Below are 19,474 nucleotides of genomic sequence, written 5' to 3'. Positions count from 1 at the left end.
AAAGCACGGGGAGCGAATCTGAAAGATCGCGACGTGCGTTAGCGGATGCGTCCGATCCGCGACAGCAGAATGGCCGGCAGAATGCCGACTAGCACGATGGCGAGCGCGGCAATCGAGGCTTCCTCGTAAGTGCCTCTCGCAGCCTCTCCATAAAGATGAGTCGCGAAAGTCTCGACATTGAGCGGCCGCAGGAGGAGCGTCGCCGGCAGCTCCTTCACGCAATCGACGAAGACCAGCAGGGCTGCAGCCGAGATTGCCGCCTTCGAGAGCGGCAAATGCACGTATCGCAGAGTGCCTGTGGTGGATTGCCCCAACGAACGCGAAGCATGATCGAGCGACAGGGAAATGCGCGAGAGACCGGCTTCTATGCCGCCGGCGGAGATCGCCAGAAACCGCACGATGAGCGCATATAAGACGGCAGCACCCGATCCCATAAGGAGCAGGCCAGGCGACACACCAAACAAGGAAAGCGCGGCGCGATCGATAAACTGATCGAGCCCGGCAAGGGCGATCAGCACACCGATGGCGACCACGGTCCCGGGAGCAGCATAGCCCATTGTCGAACAGCGCAGGAGCCAGGAGGACGCCTGGCCCGGGCGCAGGCGGGTCGCGTAGGCAGCGAGAAGCCCAAGGATGACGGTCGCCGCCGTCGCCAGGGTGGCGATAACGAGCGTATTCACCGCCTCATCGATGATACGAGGGGATATGCCGGCGAACCGATAGCGTTTTGCCGCTTCGATCAAGAGATAGAGCGCGGGTGCGGCGAAGCCGAGGATGACCGGCAGAAGACCGCCGAAAAACAGCAGCATGCCTTTTCCCAAAGATACCCGCCGCGGTTGGAAACGCCGCATCCGGCGAACGTCGATCGAGTAGCGCTGCTTGCGTCGCGCCCATCGCTCCACCGCAACGATCGCGACGACGATGAGAAGAAGGGCAAGGGCGATCTGCGACGCTCCCGACAAATCCGAGCGGGTGATCCAGGTCGTGTAGATGGAAACGGTGATCGTCCGGACACCGAGGAATTCGGCGGCGCCGATATCGTTCAACGTTTCCATCAGAGCAAGGCTGATCCCCACGGCGACAGCCGGGCGCGCGAGCGGCAGGGCGACCCGCCAGAAGACCGCGCGGCGAGATGTGCCGAGCGTGCGTGCCGCATCGACGAGATTACCGGATTGGGTGAGGAACATCGCGCGGGTCGGAATGTAGACATAGGGGTAGAGCACGATTCCGAGAAGCAGGATGCAGCCTGCCATGGAACGGACGTCCGGAAGGCGAAACTGGCGCGGGCTCTCGTAGCCGAGCAGCCAGCGCACGGCATCCTGCACCGGACCGATCGGATGCAGTATATCCAGATAGGCATAGGCGACGATGTAGGTCGGAACGGCAAGCGGCAGAAGCAACATCCATTCCAGAGCACGCCTGCCGGGAAAATCATAGGCCGTCACCAGCCATGCCGTCGTCGTGCCGACCACAGCAGTGATGACCCCGACCCCCGCAAGGAGGACGACGGTGTCGAGAAGCGCGACCGGAAGGATGGTCGAGAAAAGATGCCCCCAAAGACCGGCCGAGCCCTTCGAGGCTTCGAGAAGCAATCCCCCGATCGGCAGAATGGCAATGAGGGCGATCGTAGCGGCAATTGCCAGCCATGCGCTGCCGGTGCGCTTTGCAGAGCGGGCGGGCGCCTGGCTGGGAAACATCACTCGATCCATTCTCGGGGAGGAAGGCGCCTCTCAGCGGCGCCTTCCCTGTTCTTTAGTTGTCGAAGCCGACCTTGTCCACGAGTTCGCTCGCCTGCTTGCGATGGCTGACGATCTCGGACAAGGGCTTGCTGTCGATCTTTAGTTCGCCAAAGGATGCGATGATCGGATCGGCCGCGACACCCGCCTTCACAGGATATTCGTAATTAGCCTCGGCATAGATCTTCTGCGCTTCGTCGGAGACGAGATATTCGAGAAGTTTGACGGCTTCAGCCTTGTTCGGCGAATGCTTGGCGATTGCCGCGCCGCTGATATTCACTTGCGTCCCGCCGTTCTTGAACGTCGGCAGGACGACCTTGATGGCATCGCCCCATTTGACCTGCTCTTCACCACCCTTGCCGGATCGCATCAGGCCAACATAATAGGAGTTGGCGATACCAATGTCGCAAATGCCGCCGAGGATATCCTTAGCCGCATCGCGATCGCCGCCGGCTGCCTTGCGTGCGAGGTTGTCCTTGACGCCCGTCAGCCATTTCTCGGCTTCTTCCGCGCCGTAGTGGGCGATGTAGTCGGCAAACAGTGCCGTATTATAGGGGTGCTGGCCCGAGCGAATGCAGATCTTGCCCTTCCACTTGGGATCGGCAAGCTCCTCGTAGTTGAATGTGCTGATATCAAGATCCTTGGCCGCGTAGAGCACGCGGGCGCGCATCGAAAGCGCAAACCAATTGCCCTTGGCATCACGCAGTTGTTCCGGGACAGCCGAGTTCAGGACAGATGATTCCACCGGCTGCGTTACGCCTTTATCGACCAGATCGACAAGGTTGCCGGCATCGACGGCCATCAGGATGTCAGCCGGCGAGCTGGCGCCCTCGGAGGCGACGCGCTCTGCCAGGCCGTCCTTCAGGAAAATGGTATTCACCTTCGTACCGGACGATTTGGTGAACGCCTCCAGAAGAGGTGCGATCAGAGCCGGTTCTCTCGTCGTGTAAAGGTTGATTTCTGCGGCGCCAGCCATGCAAGGCGACATCAGCGCCGAAGCAGCAAGCAGCATGGATGTGAGGATAGAGCGCGAATTCATTATGTCCCTCCGCGAATGAATGCGCATTGCTTGCAGCAGTTCCTGACCCTGAAAGTCAAGTTTTCCCTGGAATTTGAAGCCAAATATCACGGAAACTTGATGAGGAGGTCATCAGAATGCGCTCGCAGCTGAGTTGTCAAAAAGCCAGCAGCCGCTCGGGGAGGATTGAGATCTCGATATTCTCCGCATCAACGGGCAGCCGCTCCAGGGCTCTCGCCTTAAGCGGCGCCTCGAGGCCATCGACCTTCAACGTGATCTGCTCGAATTCGCCATGCAAAACACGATTCTCGATACGAGCGGAGATCCCCGAGCCGGGAGACAGCGCAATAGCATGCGGCCTGACATAAACGGTCACCGCGCTTGGCGGCGGACGATCGAGCGTATAGGCGAAGTCGCCTATCGCGGTCTCGATCCATCCGCCACGGTAAACGCCGGGAACTTTGCTGGACGCGCAAAAAAACTCTGCCGCATAGGCATTCGTCGGACGGTCGTGCAGATCATAGGCGGAGCCGGACTGGACGATTTCACCTGCGCGCATCAGGACCACCTGGTCGCCGACGGAAAGTGCTTCCTGCGGATCATGCGTGACGATGATCACGGTCGTGCCAAGCGCCCGCAACAGGTTCAAGGTGTCGCTGCGTACCTTCCCGCGCAGACCCTGATCCAGATTGGAAAAGGGCTCGTCCATCAGAATGATACTCGGCCGGGGCGCCAGGGCGCGGGCGAGTGCGACGCGCTGCTGTTCGCCGCCGGAAAGGGTGTGCGGATAGCGATGAGCCAGATGTTCGATCCCGACCTTGCTGATCATCTCCTCTGCCCGCGCAGCTGCCTCACCCTTCGGAGTTCGCTTGAGACCAAAGAGGATATTGTCCCGTACGGTCAGATGCGGAAAGAGAGCATAGTCCTGGAAGACGAAGCCGACGCCGCGCGCCTCCGGTTCGACGAAAGCGGCCGAACCTGCCACCTCGCGACCTTCGAGGAAGATGCGACCGGATTCCGGCACCTCGACACCGGCAATCATGCGCAGGAGCGTAGACTTGCCGCAACCGGAATGGCCCACGAGCGAAACCGCATCTCCGCGCCGAATATGAAGAGAAAGATCGCGCACGGCTGCAGTGATGCCGAAGCGGCGGGTAACATTTTCCAGTCGTACTGCGATTTCGCTCATTTCATGCTCGCCGACAGTTCCAGTGCAAGTCCTAGAACACACCGAGGCGAATGGGGACAAGCGCAATCTGTCCTTCAGGACGCCAATCTGCGGTCACGTTCGCCTTTAAGGGCCGTGAACGCGATCAACTGTACCGATTTCGATATCGTGCCGGGTATTTGCACAGGGCCAGGCATTGTCCCTTTGACCAGGTCATGACATCGTCCGGAAGTTGCAGCCAAACATGGGCTCGGAAGCATGCGCGACTATGTGAAAAGCAAAGACTTTCACCGCCATATGCGGTCGCTGCTGGCCCCGCGATTTCAGGAATTGGGCTGGGAATCGCAAGCAGCCGGCAAATGCAGCTTTGTCCGTGGCAAAAGGGTTTTCTGGCTACAAGTATCCCAATATTCGAACAGCGTGACCGGCGCCAAATTTACCATCAACATGACCGAGGGCTCCGGCGCCGCCAGCGACACACGCATATTGCGTCAGCTGGACGACGCGGATCGTGCCGCTGGCAAAGCTTTGGAAGAGAGCATTATCGCACGCCTTCCCAGGCCGGATCCTGACCCGGATATCGAAGTTGTCGGGGAAAATGGCGGAACTGTCTTGGTCAAACTAGGGGATCTGGCCAAAGCAAATCCACGGCAATGGGACGGCCCCTCCGACGTCTGGCTGCCTTATTTCGGCAAAAGCGATCTCGACGATTGGGCCGCGTTTCTCCTGCCCCGCCTGGACCGGTTGATCGCGTCATCTTCGCCTGAAATCATCGACCCGCTATCGTGGGCTCAGAAGTTTCGCCATCTCACGGGTCTGTTTCGCTCGAAATGAGCGACACCCTCCCAGTCACGAAGATAAATCCCCATTGACGGCATGTCCGGGAATGTTCCGAACGCGCGGCGGCGCACGAAGCATTAACTGCGGCGGGGATAGTTTGCGCGCGTGATCCGGAGGGAGCAATGAAAGGCAGCTATTCCGCAGCGCAGATAGGGCTTCACTGGCTGATCGCTCTGCTTCTTCCGGTCCAGTACCTGACCGGCGGCAGCATCGAGCGCACGCATCACGCCGCCCATATGGGCGTGACGCCTTCGCCGTTCGACCTCTTTCAGCATCTCATCCACAATTACGCCGGAATGCTGATCGGCCTTCTGATGGGCGTCCGCTTGGTTCTGCGCATGATCGGGCCGTCCACACCACGACAGCCGGCTTCATGGGCCAAGAGAGCTGCGAGCGCACTCCATTACGGCCTTTACGCCGCAATCATTGCCCAGGCATGCCTGGGGTTCATCGCCAGCTATTTCTGGTTCGGGGCCGCGAGCTACCATGTCGCCGGGTCGAGGATCATCCTGGCCATGGTTGCGCTCCATTTCACCGCCGCCGCGTGGCACACGCTTATCCTCAAGGACGAGACGCTTGATGGAATCGTCTTTCCCCGCCGAAAGCCGTCATCGAGAAGACCGTAGCGCAAGGCGGAGCACCGTTGAGGCGCCCGCCTTTCCGTTTCCGATGTGGTCGCGCCACAGAAACGACGTGAAATCCTACGACACCTTCGTAGCAATTGATAATCGGCCGCATTCGCTGTAGTCGATGGAGGATGGGCAGAATGTACCGAATCGCACAGAGCAGATTGCTCTTCTTCGTGCGGCTGGCGATCATCGTGTCGCTGGCGGGGTACAGCGTGTCTAACGTCGACGCCGCCATGCACGGTCCTGCTACTCAAGTCGAGCGGGCCGAGCCGAGCGTCGCAGCACATGCTGACCATGACATGGCCGGCGTCTCGGGCCATCAGCACGCGCATGGCGACAGCACCGACGACGACAATTCGTCGAAGGTCGCAAAGCAGGAATGCTGCAAGGACTTTTGCGGCGGCTTCGTGCTTCTGTGCGCCGGCCCGGTCATAGGCGGGCCGATCATGTCGTCGATCCGGCAGTTCGTCGACGACCAGGACATGCTGGGCGAATTGCCGCCCTTCGATCGTCCCCCGAATATCTGAATTAGGAACCGCCCGTTTTAACGGGTCCGTACGGCGCACGCCCGAACTCTGCATGTGCCGCCCGTAGCCTATTATCGGATTTTCCAAATGAAACCTTCCCTATTGGTGGTGGGGTTGCCGCTGATCGCGGCCGCCTGCGCATCCACTCCTCCCGATGTCGTCGCGTTCGGCGCGGTCCAGCAGGAGCACACAGTCCCTCCCGCTCGATATCGCTCGCCGATTTCGGGCTATGTCGCCCGCGATCCGGTCGATCCAAAGTCATGGCGGCAACAGAACGACCGGCAATCTTCGGCTGATGGAGATGCCTCATGAAGACGGCCAGGAAGCTCGCAATATTGGCCGCATTCCCGATCGTCCTCGGCGGCTGCGTCAGCGGCGGCGAATATGCCAGGAAGGAGGCCGGCTTCGCCATCGTTGCCGACCGGACCGCCTCGGCCACCGCCAAGCAGACGGTCTGGATCCAGAACCGGCAGCAGGCGCAGGCCCTCTCAGCTCAGGTCAAAATCCTTCTTGCCCGTGGAACATCGCTCGACGTCGAAACTGCCGTCCAGATCGCGCTGCTCAACAACAAGGGGCTGCAGGCTGCCTATGCCGATGTCGGAGACCGCGCGGCCGACGCATGGCAGGCGACGATGCTGCTGAACCCGACCGTCTCGATCGGCACAACCGGCATCGGCGCGCCTGGGCTCGAGGCCTTCAGGGCAATCGAGGGAGCGATCACGGCCAATCTTCTGGCACTCCTTACGAAAAATCGCGACGTCGCAATCGCCGATACACGGTTCCGGCAAGCTCAACTGGATGCCGCCGTCACGACGCTGCGCCTGGCGGCCGATACCCGGCGCGCCTGGATCGGCGCGGTGGCGGCGTGGGAGCGGGCCGGCCAGTTGCAGCGCGCGCAGGCAGCCGCCGACGCGGCTTCCGAACTGGCGGAGAAGCTCGGCGAGACCGGGGCGATGACGAAGGGCGCCCAGGCCCGCGAACACGTCTTTGTCGCCGAACTCGCCGGAGAGGCGGCAAAAGCCCGGTTGACGGCAAGGCTCGCCAAGGAAGAGCTGTCCAGGCTGATGGGGCTCTGGGGCTCGGACCTCGAATACCGCGTGCCGAACAGCCTTCCCGCCCTGCCGAAAGCGGCGGCCAGGCGCGACGCGATAGAGGCCGAGGCGCTTCGCAACCGCATCGATCTTCAGGTCGCCAGGCTGGAGCTGGAGGCAACCGCACGCTCCTACGGGCTGACGGATGCCACCCGCTACGTGACGGATCTGGAAATCCTGACCGGCGCGGAAGTCGAACGCGAGATCGAGGACGGCAGGAAAAGGACCGAGACCACTGGTCTCGCAGAGCTGGAATTTACCATCCCGATCTTCGACACCGGCAAAGCCCGCATGCGCAAGGCTGAACTGGCCTACATGCGTGCCGCCAACCAGCTTGCCGAGAAGGCCGTCAACGTGCGCTCCGAGGCGCGGTCCGCTTACGAGGCCTACAGGTCGAGCTACGATATCGCCCGGCATTATCGCGACAGAGTCGTGCCGCTGCGCACCAAGGTCGAGGAGGAGTCCCTGCTCACCTACAACGGTATGATCACCAACACCTTCGAACTGCTCGCCGACAGCCGGGAAAAGATCAACTCCATGCTGCTTTCGGTCGATGCAAAGCGCGACTTCTGGCTCGCTGAAGCCGGCCTCGGGCCCGCGGTCTATGGCGGCGGCTCTGCAGCCACGGCCGCGGAAACCGAGGCGGCAGCAACTTCCGGCAACAGCGGCGGCCATTGAGAAAGGATCCTCACATGTTCAACAGAAGACAATTGTTCGGTGCGGGCGCCACGCTGCTGGCGGCGGGCGCCTGGACGAAGACCTCGGCCATGAGCCTTCCCGAGGCACCGGTCATGGACTCGGCGGACATGCAGCCGCCGCTCCACCCGACGTCGGGACCGGACTATCAGCCGGTCGTGACCTTGAACGGCTGGACGCTTCCGCACCGGATGAACAACGGCGTCAAGGAATTCCATCTGGTCGCCGAACCGGTCGAACGCGAGATTGCCGAAGGCATGACGGCCTATCTCTGGGGCTATAACGGCCAGTCGCCGGGGCCGACAATCGAAGCCGTCGAAGGCGACCGTGTCCGCATCTTCGTGACGAACAAGCTTCCGGAACATACGACGGTCCACTGGCACGGCATGATCCTGCCGTCGGGAATGGACGGCGTCGGCGGCCTGACGCAGCCGCACATCCCCGTCGGCAAGACCTTCGTTTATGAATTCGACCTCGTGAAATCAGGCACGTTCATGTACCACCCGCATTCCGACGAGATGGTGCAGATGGCGATGGGCATGATGGGCTTTTTCGTCGTCCACCCGAAAGACCCGAAGTTCATGCGCGTCGATCGCGATTTCGTCTTCCTGCTCAACGCCTACGACATCGATCCCGGCAGCTACGTGCCCCGGGTGATGGAAATGACAGACTTCAACATGTGGTGCTGGAACAGCCGCGTGTTTCCGGGCATCAGCCCGCTGGTCGTCTCGAAGAACGATAAGGTGCGGGTGCGCGTCGGCAATCTGACGATGACCAACCACCCCATCCATATGCACGGCTACCACTTCGAGGTGACATGCACGGATGGCGGCTGGGTGCGGCCGGAGGCTCGCTGGCCGGAGGTCAGCATCGACATCCCCGTCGGCGCGATGCGGGCCTACGAGTTCGACGCCAAGTATCCCGGCGACTGGGCCATCCACTGCCACAAGTCGCATCACACGATGAACGCGATGGGGCACGACATCCCGACCTTCATCGGCGCGGACAAGTCGAAGGTCGCCGAGAAGATCAGGAAGCTGCAGCCGGAATACATGCCCATGGGCACCAAGGGCATGGCCGATATGGGCGAGATGGAAATGCCCATTCCGGAGAACACTCTCCCGATGATGACCGGATGGGGTCCGCACGGCCCCATCGAGATGGGCGGCATGTTCTCGGTCGTCAAAGTCCGCGAGGGCATCTCGGCGGACGATTACGCCGATCCCGGCTGGTATGAAAACCCGCCGGGAACACAGGCCTGGGAATGGACCGGCGAACTGCCGGACGCAACCAAGGCCAAAGACGCAAAGACGCAATTCACGCCGAAGCCGACAAAGGGCTGAGGCTCAAATCCCCCACGTCCAGAAAGGATATACACATGAAGAATTCCCTACTCGCGCTGGCGTTCGTCGCCCTGGCAAGCCCGGCTTTCGCCTCCGGCACTCACGCCGGCGGCCACGGTGAGAAGATGGCTGTCGGCGAACCCGGCGACAAGGCCAAGGCGACGCAGACGATCCGCGTCACGATGACGGAAACCGATGACGGCAAGATGCTCTTCACCCCGGCCGTCTTCTCGGTCCGCAAGGGGCAGACGGTCAAGATCGCGATCAAGAATGCCGGGACGGTCGACCACGAGTTCGTGCTCGATCAGGAAGACAAGATCCTGGAGCACAAGAAGGTCATGGAGAAGTTCCCCGAAATGGAACATGCGGACGCCAATTCCATCCGCCTCCCGGCCGGTCAATCCGGCGAGATCGTCTGGAAATTCACGTCCGACGGCGCCTTCAAGTTCGCCTGCCTGATCCCTGGCCATTACGAAGCCGGCATGCATGGCGACGTCACCGTCGCTGGGAAGTGAACAGCAACACAAGGAGATATGAAGATGAAATCCACAATGATCAAAATCGGCATCGCCGCTTTGCTTTCAGCCTCGGCAGCCTTCGGTGCGTTCGCCCAGGAATTCACCAAGGGCGTCGTCAACAAGGTCGATGCCAAGGCGAAGAAGGTCACCATCAAGCACGAAGACCTGAAGAATCTCGACATGCCCGCCATGACGATGGTCTTCCGAGTGGAAGACCCGGCGCTGATCGAAAAGCTGAAGGAAGGTTCGAACATCGAGTTCGTCGCCGAACGCGTGAATGGCAAGCTGACGGTCACCGAAGTAAAATAACGTGCGGCTACCGCCCGGGTACCAACCGGGACCCGGGCGACACATCGAGGAGTGGATACATGCGCAGGAGAAGCTTCATTGCACTCGTGGCTTCCGCATTGGCGTTTCCTGGCCGAGGGGCTTTCGCCGCCGCGGCCGAGATGACGGTCTACAAGGATCCCGCTTGCGGCTGTTGTCACGAATGGTCGAAGGCGATGGCCGCGGCCGGATTTTCCGTCGATGCCCGCGACACCGACGACCTCGCCGCGGTCAAGGCGCGGTTGGGTGTGCCTGTCGATTTGGAGGGCTGCCACACTGCCGTCGTCGAAGGATACTACCTTGAGGGGCACGTGCCGCTCGCGGCCGTCCAGCAACTTCTGCAGGAGCGGCCGCCGCTCCGCGGGTTGGCCGTGCCGGGCATGCCGCCCGGCTCAATGGGAATGGGCGACGATCCGGCGGCATCCTACGACGTTTACGCGATTCCCTCGGGGACCGGAGCGCCCTATGTGTACATGGAGGTCCGTCCTCCGAAGGGCTGAGGCCTCGAGCGATAATCACGACGGAACGCCGCTCAGGAAACCGGTGCGCTGCAGAGCGCTGCCCAGAGATCGTGCTTCCAGTCGGTCCCCGGCCGCGCCGCCAGGTCGACCGCGTAGTCGGCGGAATTGATCCGCACCAGAGCGGGCGGATTGCAGCGGACACTTGCCTCGTGTTTTCCTCTGTCCCGATAGAGCACTGTCCCACCGCCATCAAATTCCGACAGCATGATGACGACGTCGAAATCGAAGGCCGGATTGCGGGCTGGCCGGCCCTCCGCCAGACTGAGGCTCACCGAGCCGCTACTGCCGAACAAAGCCGTATGGAAGACCGAAAACTCGGACGCGGCCGCCAGCGAGACGGATTGCAGGAAAAGGATCAAAGTCAGAAGGGCCCGGGGCATTTACCCCTCCCGCTGTGAATGCCTCTGCATCGTACCATATCCTTAGAGGCTCCGCGACCTGTCACAGAGCCTCGACTTAGATCCGCCGGGTTCGCTAAGGCCGCCAGAACGCCTGCATTTCCTCGGTCGTGACCTTTCCATCCTTGTTGGCATCGACGCTGACGAATATCCGTTTGTGGATCGCCGTCACCTCCTCGAAGGAAAGCGCACCGTCCCCGTTGGTATCAGCGACCACGAACATGATTTTCATCATCGGTCCACGCGGGCCCATCATCGGCCCCATCATCGGCATGCCATCCATCATGTTGGACCGCATCATGTTCCGGCCGCCCATCATCCCGCCCGGCATCATGTCTGAGCCGGGCATTGCTCCCTGGCCTCCGGCCATTCCCTCCATGTCCGAAGGCGAGGTGGTCTGCGGCGAACCTTCTGGATGGTGTGGATCCGGCCCGTTCGCCTGAGCAAAGGTCAGACCTGCCCCTCCCATGGTGATAACACCGGCAAGCAGCATAGCATTCATAATCGTCACTCTCATAGGCCTTCTCCTTTGGCTGGTCACAGTTCACGCTGCTGCGGAACGACTTTGAATTTGTGTGCTTCGGGTGCACCTCGCCGGATCCGGCCCGATCGACGGCGGCCACACCTGAGCGACATCGAACGGGGCGCTGGCTTTCAGCCAAAACGGCGGCTGATGACGTTGAAGATCGTTGCGAGCAATGCGCCCGTGTAGCCCCCGAAGATGACGCTTTGCGCCGTACCGAGCACCACGCTCCAAAGGTCGAAGCCGGTGAGCCCGAGGTAAAACTGCAGCCACGGCCTATGGAGGCCCCATTCGGGAGCGACAAAGCCAAGAAGCATGCAAAGCAGGAATGATAGGGCTGCAAAAACGGCCCCCGTCGCGCTGAGAACACGAACGGAAATTTGCGCGGGCGTCACCGTCGAGGCGTCGGAACGGGTCTGGAAGATTGTGTTCGCCATTGTGGTTCTCCTTCGGAGTTGTCGATGCCGCAAGACCACAAAGCGACAGTAAGTTCATCCTGTCGTGCCGACCTTGATCCAGATCAAGAACGACGCCCCGCGTGTCGAGGCCGCATGACGGGTTTGCTGAATTCTGCGCGAAATTGCTCGCCGCGGCGGCACCATACTGCTTTCGCCGCCAGACCGAGTGCGCGGTTCAGACCGCAGGCCGTTGAGCGACGTTGCTGGAGCTGATCTATCGGCCCGCTTATTTCAGGTTCACAAGCGCCTTGATCGGCAGGTGGTCCGACGCGACTCGGGCAAGCGGGGTGTCATGCGCTTCCACCTCGGAGATGATCCCCTTGCGGTTGGCGATGATGCGATCGAGTGCCAGAAGCGGCAGACCGGCGGGGAAGCTGGGGACGGCGGGCGGCAGCGGGCCGAACGCGGATTGGAAGGTGTTGAGCGAGGAGCGGTCGCCGAGCCGCCATTCGTTGAGGTCGCCGAGCAGGATGGTCGGCATTTCGTGCCTGTCCCTGATGAGTTCGACCAGTGTGTGCGCCTGCTGGGCTCTGCTATGGCGCAGCAGGCCGAAATGGGCAGCGATGATGCGCAGCACCCCGCCCTGCTCCAGCTCGATCTCGGCGACGAGCGCGCCGCGCGGCTCCAGCCCCGGCAGCTTGACCTGGTGTACATCGTGCACCAGCCCTTTCTTGAAGAGCACGACATTGCCGTGCCAGCCATGCGCCTTGGCCATGCCGGCGATCGGCACCGGGATCAGTCCCGTTTCCCTTTCCAGCCGGCCGAGATCGAGAATGCCCGTGCGTTCGCCGAAGCGCGTATCGGCCTCCTGCAGCGCGATCACGTCGGCGCCGATTTCGTGGATCACCCGGCTGGTGCGCTCCGGATCGAAACGCCGGTCGGTGCCGACGCATTTGTGCACATTATAGGAAGCGATCAGCGTTCCCGCGCTGCGCGGCCTCGATTCGGTATAGGCAGGGTCAAGCCGCTTTTTCCTGTTCCTGATCGAGGCGAGAATGCTGGAGGGAAGACTGTCTTTTCTGGCGTGCATCGGACGGCGCACTTGTTCCGTTGATCAAAAGGCTTCTTGCCGGATTATAGGCACCGCAGCGGAACTTGCCATGTCCGATCACAGAAAAATCGCTCAGAGATAGGGCGAGCCGAGCCACAACACCTTCTCCAGCAGCCGCACCGGGAAGGGCCGCGCGCGCAGTCCGTCGAGCGTCACCGGCGTCGCAGACTTCAGGGTTTCCTCGATATGCTCGTCGATCTCGGCGACGAAGCCCTCGTTCAGCACTTCGAGGTCGACCTCGAAATTCAGCCTCAGCGAACGCGGGTCGAGATTGGAAGAGCCGACATAGGCCCAGGTGCCGTCGATCGTCAGCAGCTTCGAATGGCTGAAACTGCCGGTCGAGCGCCAGATGCGGCAGTAATTCTTGAGGATCTGGTCGAACTGCGCCGTCATCGCCCGGTCGACCAGCAGCAGGTTGTTGACCGCGGGTACGACGATATCGACTTCGACGCCGCGCCGCGCCGCCGTCACCAGAGCGCTGATCAGCTCGCGGTCCGGCAGGAAATAGGGCGACATGATGCGGATCGACTGGCGCGCCACGGAAAAGGCGCCCATCAGCATCTTATGGTTGGTTTCCAGGCTGCGGTCGGGCCCGGAGGCGACGACGCGCATCAGGATGGGATCGCCGGGGCTGCGCTGCGGCGGTTCGATGCGCCAGGCCTCGTCGTTCAACAGCTCGTCGGTGGTGAAGCGCCAGTCTTCGGCGGCAAGATCGAAGAGATCGGCGACGACGGGGCCGGTGACGCTGAAATGCGTGTCATGGGCGAAGCTTTCCCCTATCGCCTCTTCGCTGAAGCCGGCCCTGATGTTCATTCCGCCTGTCAGCGCAATGCGTCCATCGACGATCAGGATCTTGCGGTGGGTGCGAAGATTGGCATAGGGCAGCCGCAGGCCCATGATGACGTTGCCGTTGAAGACGGCGACGGTGACGCCGCCTTCCTTGAGATGGCCGAGAATGCTCGGCACCGAATACCGCGCGCCGACCGCATCGATCAGCACCCGGACCTCCACGCCGCGTTTGACCGCCGCGATCAGCGCATCGGCAATGCGAAGGCCGATGACGTCGCGGTCGAAAATATAGGTTTCGAGCAGGATGCTGCGCTTGGCCTCGTCAATGGCGGTCTTCATCGCCGCATAGGCCTCGTCGCCAGTCTCCAGCACATCGATCGTATTGCCTGAAGTCAGCGGATTGCGCGTCACCCGGTCGCCGAGCGTCTGCAGCGCTGCAAAGCGGCGGCCGAACTGGCTGATCACCGTCTCGGCCTCGGCGTCGAAGGTTTCCAGTTCATCGATTTCGGCTGCGCGCAGCAGCGCGTCGCGGCGAATGCCCAGCGATTTCCGGCGGATGCGGTTGATGCCGGCAATCGCATAGAGCACCGCGCCGATGATAGGAGAAAGGATGATGACGCCGACCCAGCCGATCGCGGCGCGCACCTCTTCCTTGGTCATGGCGGCATGGATCGCCGCCGCGGCCCCCATGGCGATCGAGACGACAAAGAGGATATGCGGCCAGTAGGTCGACAGGAGATAGAACATCGCCGGCAAATATAGCTGGGAAACGGCAGCGTTCAATCACGTCGCCCTTCTCCCATGACGCGAAATTTTTCGCCGTGATCGTTTTGCCGTCCGTTGAGCCGTTTGATTGCGGAACAATCCCGGCGCGGATCGATTGACCCGAAGAGATGAGGATCGCGCCATGAACATCGCTGCCACTGTCGGTCCCGCCCTGGCGCTCGACGTCGCGGATGCGGAAAGCATCGCCGAACTCCGGCACCAGGCCGAAGGCTGCACCCGCTGCGATCTCTACAGAAACGCCACGCAGATCGTCTTCGGCGAAGGCCCTGGGAAGGCCGAGATCGTCCTTGTCGGCGAGCAGCCGGGCGACCAGGAGGATCTCACCGGCAGGCCTTTCGTCGGCCCCGCCGGACGCCTGCTCGACCATTGCCTGGAAGAGGCCGGTCTCGATCGCCAGCGCTGCTACGTCACCAATGCGGTCAAGCACTTCAAGTTCACGCCGCGCGGCAAGCGGCGGCTGCATGCAAAGCCGAATGCCGGCGAAGTCAGGCGTTGCGCCTGGTGGCTCGGCGCCGAGCTCAATATCATCAAGCCGAAACTCGTCGTGGCGCTCGGCGCCACCGCGCTTTACGCCCTGCTCGGACCGAAGGCGAAGCTGACGCCGGAACGCGGGCATATCCTCTATCCCGCGAACCATCCGCCCGTCCTTGTCACCATCCACCCCTCCTACCTCCTGCGCATCCGCGACGAAGCGGACCGGCACCGGCAGCGCCGGGATTTCGTCTCAGATCTGCACAAGGCGGTGGCGTTTCGGCAGCAATGAACGTCGAATCATAACCCTGATATGCTGCAACGCGAAATATTTGCGGTTGCAGCGTGATTTCGCTTGAATCGGCCCCGCTCCTCTGGAACCATCTAAACAGTATCGCGTTCGAACGACGGCATCATGTGACTGGAGATCAGCGATGGCAGAAACTCGGGAAGAGTGGATCAAAAAACGTGCATACGCCCTCTGGGAAGAAGAGGGTTATCCGACAGGGCGAGATCACATCCATTGGGAACAGGCACGCCAGGAGCGCGAAGCGCTCGATGGTTCTGCCGGAGCTTCCGACGGCACGGCAGCCAAGCCCAGGGCAAAACGCACTGTGACCGGCACCAAGACGACGAACGGCGTCGTCACGCCGGCACCGAAACGGACTGCGAGCCGCAAGACGGCATCCTGAGACCGGAATACCAAGCCACATCAATGAAAAAAGGGCGTCGCGGCGGCGCCCTTCGATCCTTTTTGTCATATGCCTGAATTAGTTGCGCTTTATTAAATTGTGGGGTTGGCTTCTACACGGGGGGTAAACAGAGGCCGGATGACGCTGCAAGTTTTGACGCTTCCAAAAAAATTGAGCCGCGCCCCTACCCCTGGAACAAGAACAGGCAATGTCTGTTTATGGGCAAACAGGGGAAGCGCCATGAATGATGCTCGTCTCGACATACTTTCCGTCCCGCGCTTCTCCGTCGGCGGCCGCGTTTTCACCGCGGTCATGTGAGGAATGGAGATGTCGCTCCTCATCGTCGCCGCGCTGCTCTATTTCGGTCTCGCGCTCGGATTCATTCTGGTCGTCGACAATCTCGTCGGGTTTATTTTCCGCGACCCGCGCGCGCCGGTACAACCGCCGCTCTTCAATATTGCCCGCGCTTTTGCTGCATCGCAAAAGCTCTATCGGAAGTAAGAGCTCAAGGCGGCATCTCCGGATCGGTTAAACTGTTGAACGCCCTGAGTTAAGGATATTTCGACCCCGCCCTTTCCCTCTCGGTGCAAGCCACTATGTTGACGCTTGGATGGGCCAAACCCGAAGCCGCCTGCCACACCGGCGCGTCGGACGACACGGAAGCGATTTTGAATGGGAAGCGTCGGAACCGGCTGGCCGAGAGGCGGTGGCGAAATCGGCGAATTGCTGCGGCATCCGGCTTTCCACGCCGTCGGTCTAGGACCGGTCGGAAGCTGGCCCGCTTCGCTCAGGCATATTGCCGAAATGGTGCTGAATTCGCGCCAGCCCAAATTCGTCGCCTGGGGCCCGGATCTCGCTTTCCTCTATAATGAGGCCTACGTGCCGATCTTCCCCGAGCGGCATCCCCATGCGCTGGGCAGACCCTTTCGCGAGATCTGGGCGGATATCTGGGACCAGTTCTCGCCGATCGTCTCCAGCACGCTGGAGGGCAAGCCGCAGCTTTTCAAGGAACTGCGCATTCCGATGCGCCGTGACGGCCGCACCGAAGACACCTGGTTCACCTTTTCATATACGCCCCTGCGCGACGATGACGGCACGGTCGCCGGGATTCTCTGCGCCACCCTCGACGTCACGGACCAGGTGGCGGCCAAGCGCGGCGAACGGATGGCGCTCGAACAGCTGCGCGCCAAATCGGAGGCGCTCGCCGTCGTCAACCGGGCGGGTGCGGCGATCACGGCCGAGCCCGATATCGAACGCCTGACGCAGATCGTCGTCGATGCCGGCGTGACGCTGACCGGCGCTGAATTCGGCGCCTTCTTCTACAATGTCGATGATGACGAGGGCGGCAGCTACATGCTGTATGCCCTTTCCGGCGTCGATCGGAAGAATTTCGAAAAATTCCCGATGCCGCGCAATACCAAGGTCTTCGCGCCCACCTTCAACGGCGAAGGCATCGTGCGCTCCGACGATATCCTGCTCGACCCGCGCTATGGGCAGAACGAACCCTATTCAGGCATGCCGAAGGGGCATCTGCCGGTCCGCAGCTATCTTGCCGTGCCGGTGAAATCGCGTGACGGCAGCGTCATCGGCGGCCTGTTCTTCGGCCATGGCGAGCCGGGCCGCTTTTCCGAGGCGGCCGAAGCGAGCCTTGTCAGCCTGGCCGCCCAATCGGCTGTCGCGATCGACAATATCCGCCTCTTCCGCGCCGCCAAGGTCGAGATCGATCAGCGCCGCGACATGGAAGATCAGCTGCGCAAACTCAACGAAATGCTGGAAGTCCGCGTCGCGGCCGAGATTGCCGAGCGCCAGCAGGCCGAAGCGGCGCTCCAGCAGTCGCAGAAGATGGAATCGATCGGCAAGCTCACCGGCGGCGTCGCCCACGATTTCAACAATCTGCTGCAGGTGATTTCAGGCAACCTGCAGCTTCTCGGCAAGGACGTCGCGGAAAACGGCCGGGCCAAGGAACGCATTTCCAACGCGCTTGCCGCCGTCGAACGCGGATCGCGGCTGGCAAGCCAGCTGCTCGCCTTCGGCCGCCGCCAGCCGCTGGAACCGAAGGTCATCAATATCGGCCGTCTCGTCACCGGCATGGACGACATGCTGCGCCGCGCGCTCGGCGAGGAGATCGAAGTCGAGACGGTGGTCTCCGGAGGCCTCTGGAACACATTCGCCGACCCGATCCAGATCGAGAACGCCCTGCTCAACCTTGCGATCAACTCGCGAGACGCGATGGAGGGCGCCGGCACGCTGACGATCGAGGTCGGCAATGCCTTCCTCGACGAGTCCTACAGCCGCACCCATCCTGAAGTGACGGCCGGCCAATATGTCGTGCTCGCCGTCACCGATACGGGTTCGGGCATGACGCAGGAGGTGATCGAGCAGGCCTTCGAACCTTTCTTCTCGACGAAGCCGGAAGGCAAGGGCACCGGCCTCGGCCTGTCGATGGTCTATGGCTTCGTCAAGCAGTCCGGCGGCCATGTGAAGATCTATAGCGGGCTCGGCGAAGGCACGACGATCAAGCTCTACCTGCCCCGCTCGTTCCGCAACGAGGATCGCATCACCGCCGCGGACAGCATAACTGCGACCGGCGGCACGGAAACCATCCTCGTCGCCGAGGATGACGAGGGCGTTCGCGCCACCGTCGTCGAGATGCTGTCGGATCTCGGCTATCACGTGCTGAAGGCCAAGGATGCGCAAAGCGCGCTCACCGTTATCGACAGCGGCGCTCACATCGACCTGCTCTTTACCGACGTCGTCATGCCCGGCCCGTTGAAGAGCCCCGCGCTTGCCCGCATGGCGCGCGAGCGTCTGCCCGGTATCGCCGTGCTTTACACCTCGGGCTATACTGAAGACTCGATCGTCCATGGCGGCAGGCTGGATCCCGGCCTCGAGCTGCTCTCCAAGCCCTATACGCGTGAAGAGCTTGCCCGCAAGATCCGTCACGTCCTCACCATCAGAACGCAGCGTCAGGCGGCGGCCGATGCCGCAATGCCCGGTTCACAGCATCCCGGTCGCGCCCATGAAAGGCTGAAACTGCTGCTCGTGGAAGACGATGCCTTGATCCGCATGGATACCGCCGAGATGCTGCATGATCTCGGTTATGACGTCATCGAGGCCGATAGCGGCGAACAGGGCGTGGAAATCCTCGCCCATGCCAGCATCGACATCATCGTCGCCGATGTCGGCTTGCCCGGCATGTCGGGAGCGGCTTTCGCCGCCAGGGCGCGCGAAGCCCTTCCATCGGTCGGCCTTGTCTTTGCCACCGGCAACAGCAATCTGCCTGACGTGAACCGTCTTGCCGGTTCGGTGCTTTTGGCCAAACCCTTCAACAGCACGAGCCTCGACCGCGCAGTCAAGTCCGCGGTCCAGCAACGGCCGGCCGGGCACATGGCGGTTTAGCCGGCGCCATCGAATTCGGGATATTTGCGCATCAGATCCACTTCGCTGATGCAGCTGTCGTCGCGTGCTTTCAGTTCGATCGAGATCATATCGGCAGGATCGAGTTGGCGGTCCTGGTGATGACTGTCACCATCGTGATGGTTGTCACCATCGTGATAGACGGGAATGCGCGCTCCGCTCTGGCTGACCAGTATGGCGTCGCGTTCGAAACCCTTCTGCAGCAGCCAGTCGCGCGGCGCCATCAGGCTGATATCGACCTCATAAGAATGCCCCATCCTCTGTTTGAGACTGACCGTATAGGTGACCGGCGATAGCTGGCCGTTCACGTCGATCGCGCCGTTTCCATCGGCTCTGACGAAGTGTTTTTCCATGCTTTCGGCTCCTTTCAGTGTCCGGCTCTTTGCAGGCTCTCCCGTCCGAAACCTGAGAAAATCGGCTTTTGTTCCGAATTTCCTGCCCCTGCGCCCGATAGCCATGCGGCCGGAACTTTTGG

Annotated in this window: 22 protein-coding genes; 13 read left to right on the top strand and 9 right to left on the bottom strand. The window is 61.5% G+C overall.

Features of this window, described 5'->3' with window-relative positions:
* Positions 1-38: 38 nt before the first annotated feature.
* The 3 genes from CO670_RS01985 to CO670_RS01975 form a co-directional block, all read right to left on the bottom strand.
* Complete coding sequence (locus tag CO670_RS01985) at positions 39-1,697, bottom strand: iron ABC transporter permease (protein WP_097588724.1); 1,659 nt, start codon at positions 1,695-1,697, stop codon at positions 39-41.
* Between the two features lie 55 nt (positions 1,698-1,752).
* Positions 1,753-2,748: a Fe(3+) ABC transporter substrate-binding protein gene (locus CO670_RS01980; protein WP_097588746.1), complete on the bottom strand. Its 996-nt coding sequence runs from the start codon at positions 2,746-2,748 to the stop codon at positions 1,753-1,755.
* Positions 2,749-2,911: 163 nt separating this feature from the next.
* Positions 2,912-4,003: an ABC transporter ATP-binding protein gene (locus CO670_RS01975; RefSeq protein ID WP_245425727.1), complete on the bottom strand. Its 1,092-nt coding sequence runs from the start codon at positions 4,001-4,003 to the stop codon at positions 2,912-2,914.
* A 177-nt stretch (positions 4,004-4,180) separates the two neighbouring features.
* Between CO670_RS01975 and CO670_RS01970 the strand changes: the two genes are divergently transcribed.
* From CO670_RS01970 to CO670_RS01930, 9 genes are all read left to right on the top strand, one after another.
* On the top strand, positions 4,181-4,756 hold the full coding sequence (locus CO670_RS01970; RefSeq protein WP_097588722.1) for a hypothetical protein: 576 nt from the start codon (positions 4,181-4,183) through the stop codon (positions 4,754-4,756).
* A 128-nt stretch (positions 4,757-4,884) separates the two neighbouring features.
* Positions 4,885-5,388 carry a cytochrome b/b6 domain-containing protein gene (locus tag CO670_RS01965; protein ID WP_097588721.1) on the top strand — a complete coding sequence of 168 codons (504 nt, stop codon included), beginning with the start codon at positions 4,885-4,887 and terminating at the stop codon, positions 5,386-5,388.
* 131 nt (positions 5,389-5,519) lie between these two features.
* A complete protein-coding gene (locus CO670_RS01960) occupies positions 5,520-5,918 on the top strand; it encodes a hypothetical protein (protein ID WP_097588720.1) in 399 nt (132 codons plus the stop codon).
* Positions 5,919-6,005: 87 nt separating this feature from the next.
* Positions 6,006-6,230 (top strand): hypothetical protein, encoded by a 225-nt coding sequence (locus tag CO670_RS01955; protein WP_097588719.1) that lies wholly within the window; start codon positions 6,006-6,008, stop codon positions 6,228-6,230.
* Positions 6,227-7,687 (top strand): TolC family protein, encoded by a 1,461-nt coding sequence (locus CO670_RS01950; RefSeq protein WP_097588718.1) that lies wholly within the window; start codon positions 6,227-6,229, stop codon positions 7,685-7,687. The genes CO670_RS01955 and CO670_RS01950 overlap by 4 nt, the downstream gene beginning before the upstream one ends.
* A gap of 14 nt (positions 7,688-7,701) precedes the next feature.
* Complete coding sequence (locus tag CO670_RS01945; protein ID WP_097588717.1) at positions 7,702-9,048, top strand: copper oxidase; 1,347 nt, start codon at positions 7,702-7,704, stop codon at positions 9,046-9,048.
* Positions 9,049-9,083: 35 nt separating this feature from the next.
* A complete protein-coding gene (locus CO670_RS01940; RefSeq protein WP_097588716.1) occupies positions 9,084-9,563 on the top strand; it encodes a plastocyanin/azurin family copper-binding protein in 480 nt (159 codons plus the stop codon).
* A 24-nt stretch (positions 9,564-9,587) separates the two neighbouring features.
* A complete protein-coding gene (locus CO670_RS01935) occupies positions 9,588-9,875 on the top strand; it encodes a copper-binding protein (protein ID WP_097588745.1) in 288 nt (95 codons plus the stop codon).
* 59 nt (positions 9,876-9,934) lie between these two features.
* The gene (locus CO670_RS01930) at positions 9,935-10,393 is read left to right on the top strand and encodes a DUF411 domain-containing protein (RefSeq protein ID WP_097588715.1); all 459 of its coding nucleotides are present in this window, start codon (positions 9,935-9,937) and stop codon (positions 10,391-10,393) included.
* Between the two features lie 32 nt (positions 10,394-10,425).
* Here the strand turns inward: CO670_RS01930 and CO670_RS01925 are convergent, their stop codons facing one another.
* The 5 genes from CO670_RS01925 to CO670_RS01905 all read right to left on the bottom strand — a co-directional run bounded on the left by CO670_RS01925 (position 10,426) and on the right by CO670_RS01905 (position 14,380).
* Positions 10,426-10,794, bottom strand: a complete 369-nt coding sequence (locus tag CO670_RS01925) for a hypothetical protein (RefSeq protein ID WP_097588714.1) — start codon at positions 10,792-10,794, stop codon at positions 10,426-10,428.
* Between the two features lie 94 nt (positions 10,795-10,888).
* The gene (locus CO670_RS01920) at positions 10,889-11,329 is read right to left on the bottom strand and encodes an EF-hand domain-containing protein (RefSeq protein WP_097588713.1); all 441 of its coding nucleotides are present in this window, start codon (positions 11,327-11,329) and stop codon (positions 10,889-10,891) included.
* A 137-nt stretch (positions 11,330-11,466) separates the two neighbouring features.
* The gene (locus tag CO670_RS01915) at positions 11,467-11,772 is read right to left on the bottom strand and encodes a hypothetical protein (protein WP_097588712.1); all 306 of its coding nucleotides are present in this window, start codon (positions 11,770-11,772) and stop codon (positions 11,467-11,469) included.
* 247 nt (positions 11,773-12,019) lie between these two features.
* Positions 12,020-12,823: an endonuclease/exonuclease/phosphatase family protein gene (locus tag CO670_RS01910; protein ID WP_097588711.1), complete on the bottom strand. Its 804-nt coding sequence runs from the start codon at positions 12,821-12,823 to the stop codon at positions 12,020-12,022.
* 93 nt (positions 12,824-12,916) lie between these two features.
* A complete protein-coding gene (locus tag CO670_RS01905) occupies positions 12,917-14,380 on the bottom strand; it encodes a phosphatidylserine/phosphatidylglycerophosphate/cardiolipin synthase family protein (protein WP_097588744.1) in 1,464 nt (487 codons plus the stop codon).
* Between the two features lie 160 nt (positions 14,381-14,540).
* On the opposite strand from CO670_RS01905, the gene CO670_RS01900 reads away from it, so the two are divergent.
* From CO670_RS01900 to CO670_RS01885, 4 genes are all read left to right on the top strand, one after another.
* Complete coding sequence (locus CO670_RS01900; protein ID WP_097588710.1) at positions 14,541-15,182, top strand: UdgX family uracil-DNA binding protein; 642 nt, start codon at positions 14,541-14,543, stop codon at positions 15,180-15,182.
* 142 nt (positions 15,183-15,324) lie between these two features.
* Entirely contained in the window at positions 15,325-15,582 is a 258-nt protein-coding gene (locus CO670_RS01895; protein WP_097588709.1) for a DUF2934 domain-containing protein, read from the top strand.
* 321 nt (positions 15,583-15,903) lie between these two features.
* Positions 15,904-16,083 carry a hypothetical protein gene (locus CO670_RS01890; RefSeq protein ID WP_097588708.1) on the top strand — a complete coding sequence of 60 codons (180 nt, stop codon included), beginning with the start codon at positions 15,904-15,906 and terminating at the stop codon, positions 16,081-16,083.
* 171 nt (positions 16,084-16,254) lie between these two features.
* Positions 16,255-18,981 (top strand): response regulator, encoded by a 2,727-nt coding sequence (locus CO670_RS01885; RefSeq protein ID WP_097588707.1) that lies wholly within the window; start codon positions 16,255-16,257, stop codon positions 18,979-18,981.
* Here the strand turns inward: CO670_RS01885 and CO670_RS01880 are convergent.
* A complete protein-coding gene (locus CO670_RS01880) occupies positions 18,978-19,352 on the bottom strand; it encodes a hypothetical protein (protein ID WP_097588706.1) in 375 nt (124 codons plus the stop codon). The genes CO670_RS01885 and CO670_RS01880 overlap by 4 nt on opposite strands.
* Positions 19,353-19,474: the final 122 nt, after the last annotated feature.

It is taken from the genome of Rhizobium sp. J15 (assembly GCF_002531825.1).
Taxonomy (GTDB): Bacteria; Pseudomonadota; Alphaproteobacteria; order Rhizobiales; family Rhizobiaceae; genus Rhizobium.
Note: the sequence above shows the minus strand (reverse complement) of the source record. Positions and strands in the feature narration are given on the sequence as shown.

Excerpts from the sequence above, each read along its gene's own strand:
- CO670_RS01985 (WP_097588724.1), bottom strand. The coding sequence starts at position 1,697 with ATGTTTCCCAGCCAGGCGCCCGCCCGCTCTGCAAAGCGCACCGGCAGC.
- CO670_RS01980 (WP_097588746.1), bottom strand. The coding sequence starts at position 2,748 with ATGCTGCTTGCTGCTTCGGCGCTGATGTCGCCTTGCATGGCTGGCGCC.
- CO670_RS01970 (WP_097588722.1), top strand. The coding sequence starts at position 4,181 with ATGCGCGACTATGTGAAAAGCAAAGACTTTCACCGCCATATGCGGTCG.
- CO670_RS01965 (WP_097588721.1), top strand. The coding sequence starts at position 4,885 with ATGAAAGGCAGCTATTCCGCAGCGCAGATAGGGCTTCACTGGCTGATC.
- CO670_RS01960 (WP_097588720.1), top strand. The coding sequence starts at position 5,520 with ATGGGCAGAATGTACCGAATCGCACAGAGCAGATTGCTCTTCTTCGTG.
- CO670_RS01955 (WP_097588719.1), top strand. The coding sequence starts at position 6,006 with ATGAAACCTTCCCTATTGGTGGTGGGGTTGCCGCTGATCGCGGCCGCC.
- CO670_RS01950 (WP_097588718.1), top strand. The coding sequence starts at position 6,227 with ATGAAGACGGCCAGGAAGCTCGCAATATTGGCCGCATTCCCGATCGTC.
- CO670_RS01945 (WP_097588717.1), top strand. The coding sequence starts at position 7,702 with ATGTTCAACAGAAGACAATTGTTCGGTGCGGGCGCCACGCTGCTGGCG.
- CO670_RS01940 (WP_097588716.1), top strand. The coding sequence starts at position 9,084 with ATGAAGAATTCCCTACTCGCGCTGGCGTTCGTCGCCCTGGCAAGCCCG.
- CO670_RS01935 (WP_097588745.1), top strand. The coding sequence starts at position 9,588 with ATGAAATCCACAATGATCAAAATCGGCATCGCCGCTTTGCTTTCAGCC.
- CO670_RS01930 (WP_097588715.1), top strand. The coding sequence starts at position 9,935 with ATGCGCAGGAGAAGCTTCATTGCACTCGTGGCTTCCGCATTGGCGTTT.
- CO670_RS01925 (WP_097588714.1), bottom strand. The coding sequence starts at position 10,794 with ATGCCCCGGGCCCTTCTGACTTTGATCCTTTTCCTGCAATCCGTCTCG.
- CO670_RS01920 (WP_097588713.1), bottom strand. The coding sequence starts at position 11,329 with ATGAGAGTGACGATTATGAATGCTATGCTGCTTGCCGGTGTTATCACC.
- CO670_RS01915 (WP_097588712.1), bottom strand. The coding sequence starts at position 11,772 with ATGGCGAACACAATCTTCCAGACCCGTTCCGACGCCTCGACGGTGACG.
- CO670_RS01910 (WP_097588711.1), bottom strand. The coding sequence starts at position 12,823 with ATGCACGCCAGAAAAGACAGTCTTCCCTCCAGCATTCTCGCCTCGATC.
- CO670_RS01905 (WP_097588744.1), bottom strand. The coding sequence starts at position 14,380 with ATGTTCTATCTCCTGTCGACCTACTGGCCGCATATCCTCTTTGTCGTC.
- CO670_RS01900 (WP_097588710.1), top strand. The coding sequence starts at position 14,541 with ATGAACATCGCTGCCACTGTCGGTCCCGCCCTGGCGCTCGACGTCGCG.
- CO670_RS01895 (WP_097588709.1), top strand. The coding sequence starts at position 15,325 with ATGGCAGAAACTCGGGAAGAGTGGATCAAAAAACGTGCATACGCCCTC.
- CO670_RS01890 (WP_097588708.1), top strand. The coding sequence starts at position 15,904 with ATGGAGATGTCGCTCCTCATCGTCGCCGCGCTGCTCTATTTCGGTCTC.
- CO670_RS01885 (WP_097588707.1), top strand. The coding sequence starts at position 16,255 with ATGGGAAGCGTCGGAACCGGCTGGCCGAGAGGCGGTGGCGAAATCGGC.
- CO670_RS01880 (WP_097588706.1), bottom strand. The coding sequence starts at position 19,352 with ATGGAAAAACACTTCGTCAGAGCCGATGGAAACGGCGCGATCGACGTG.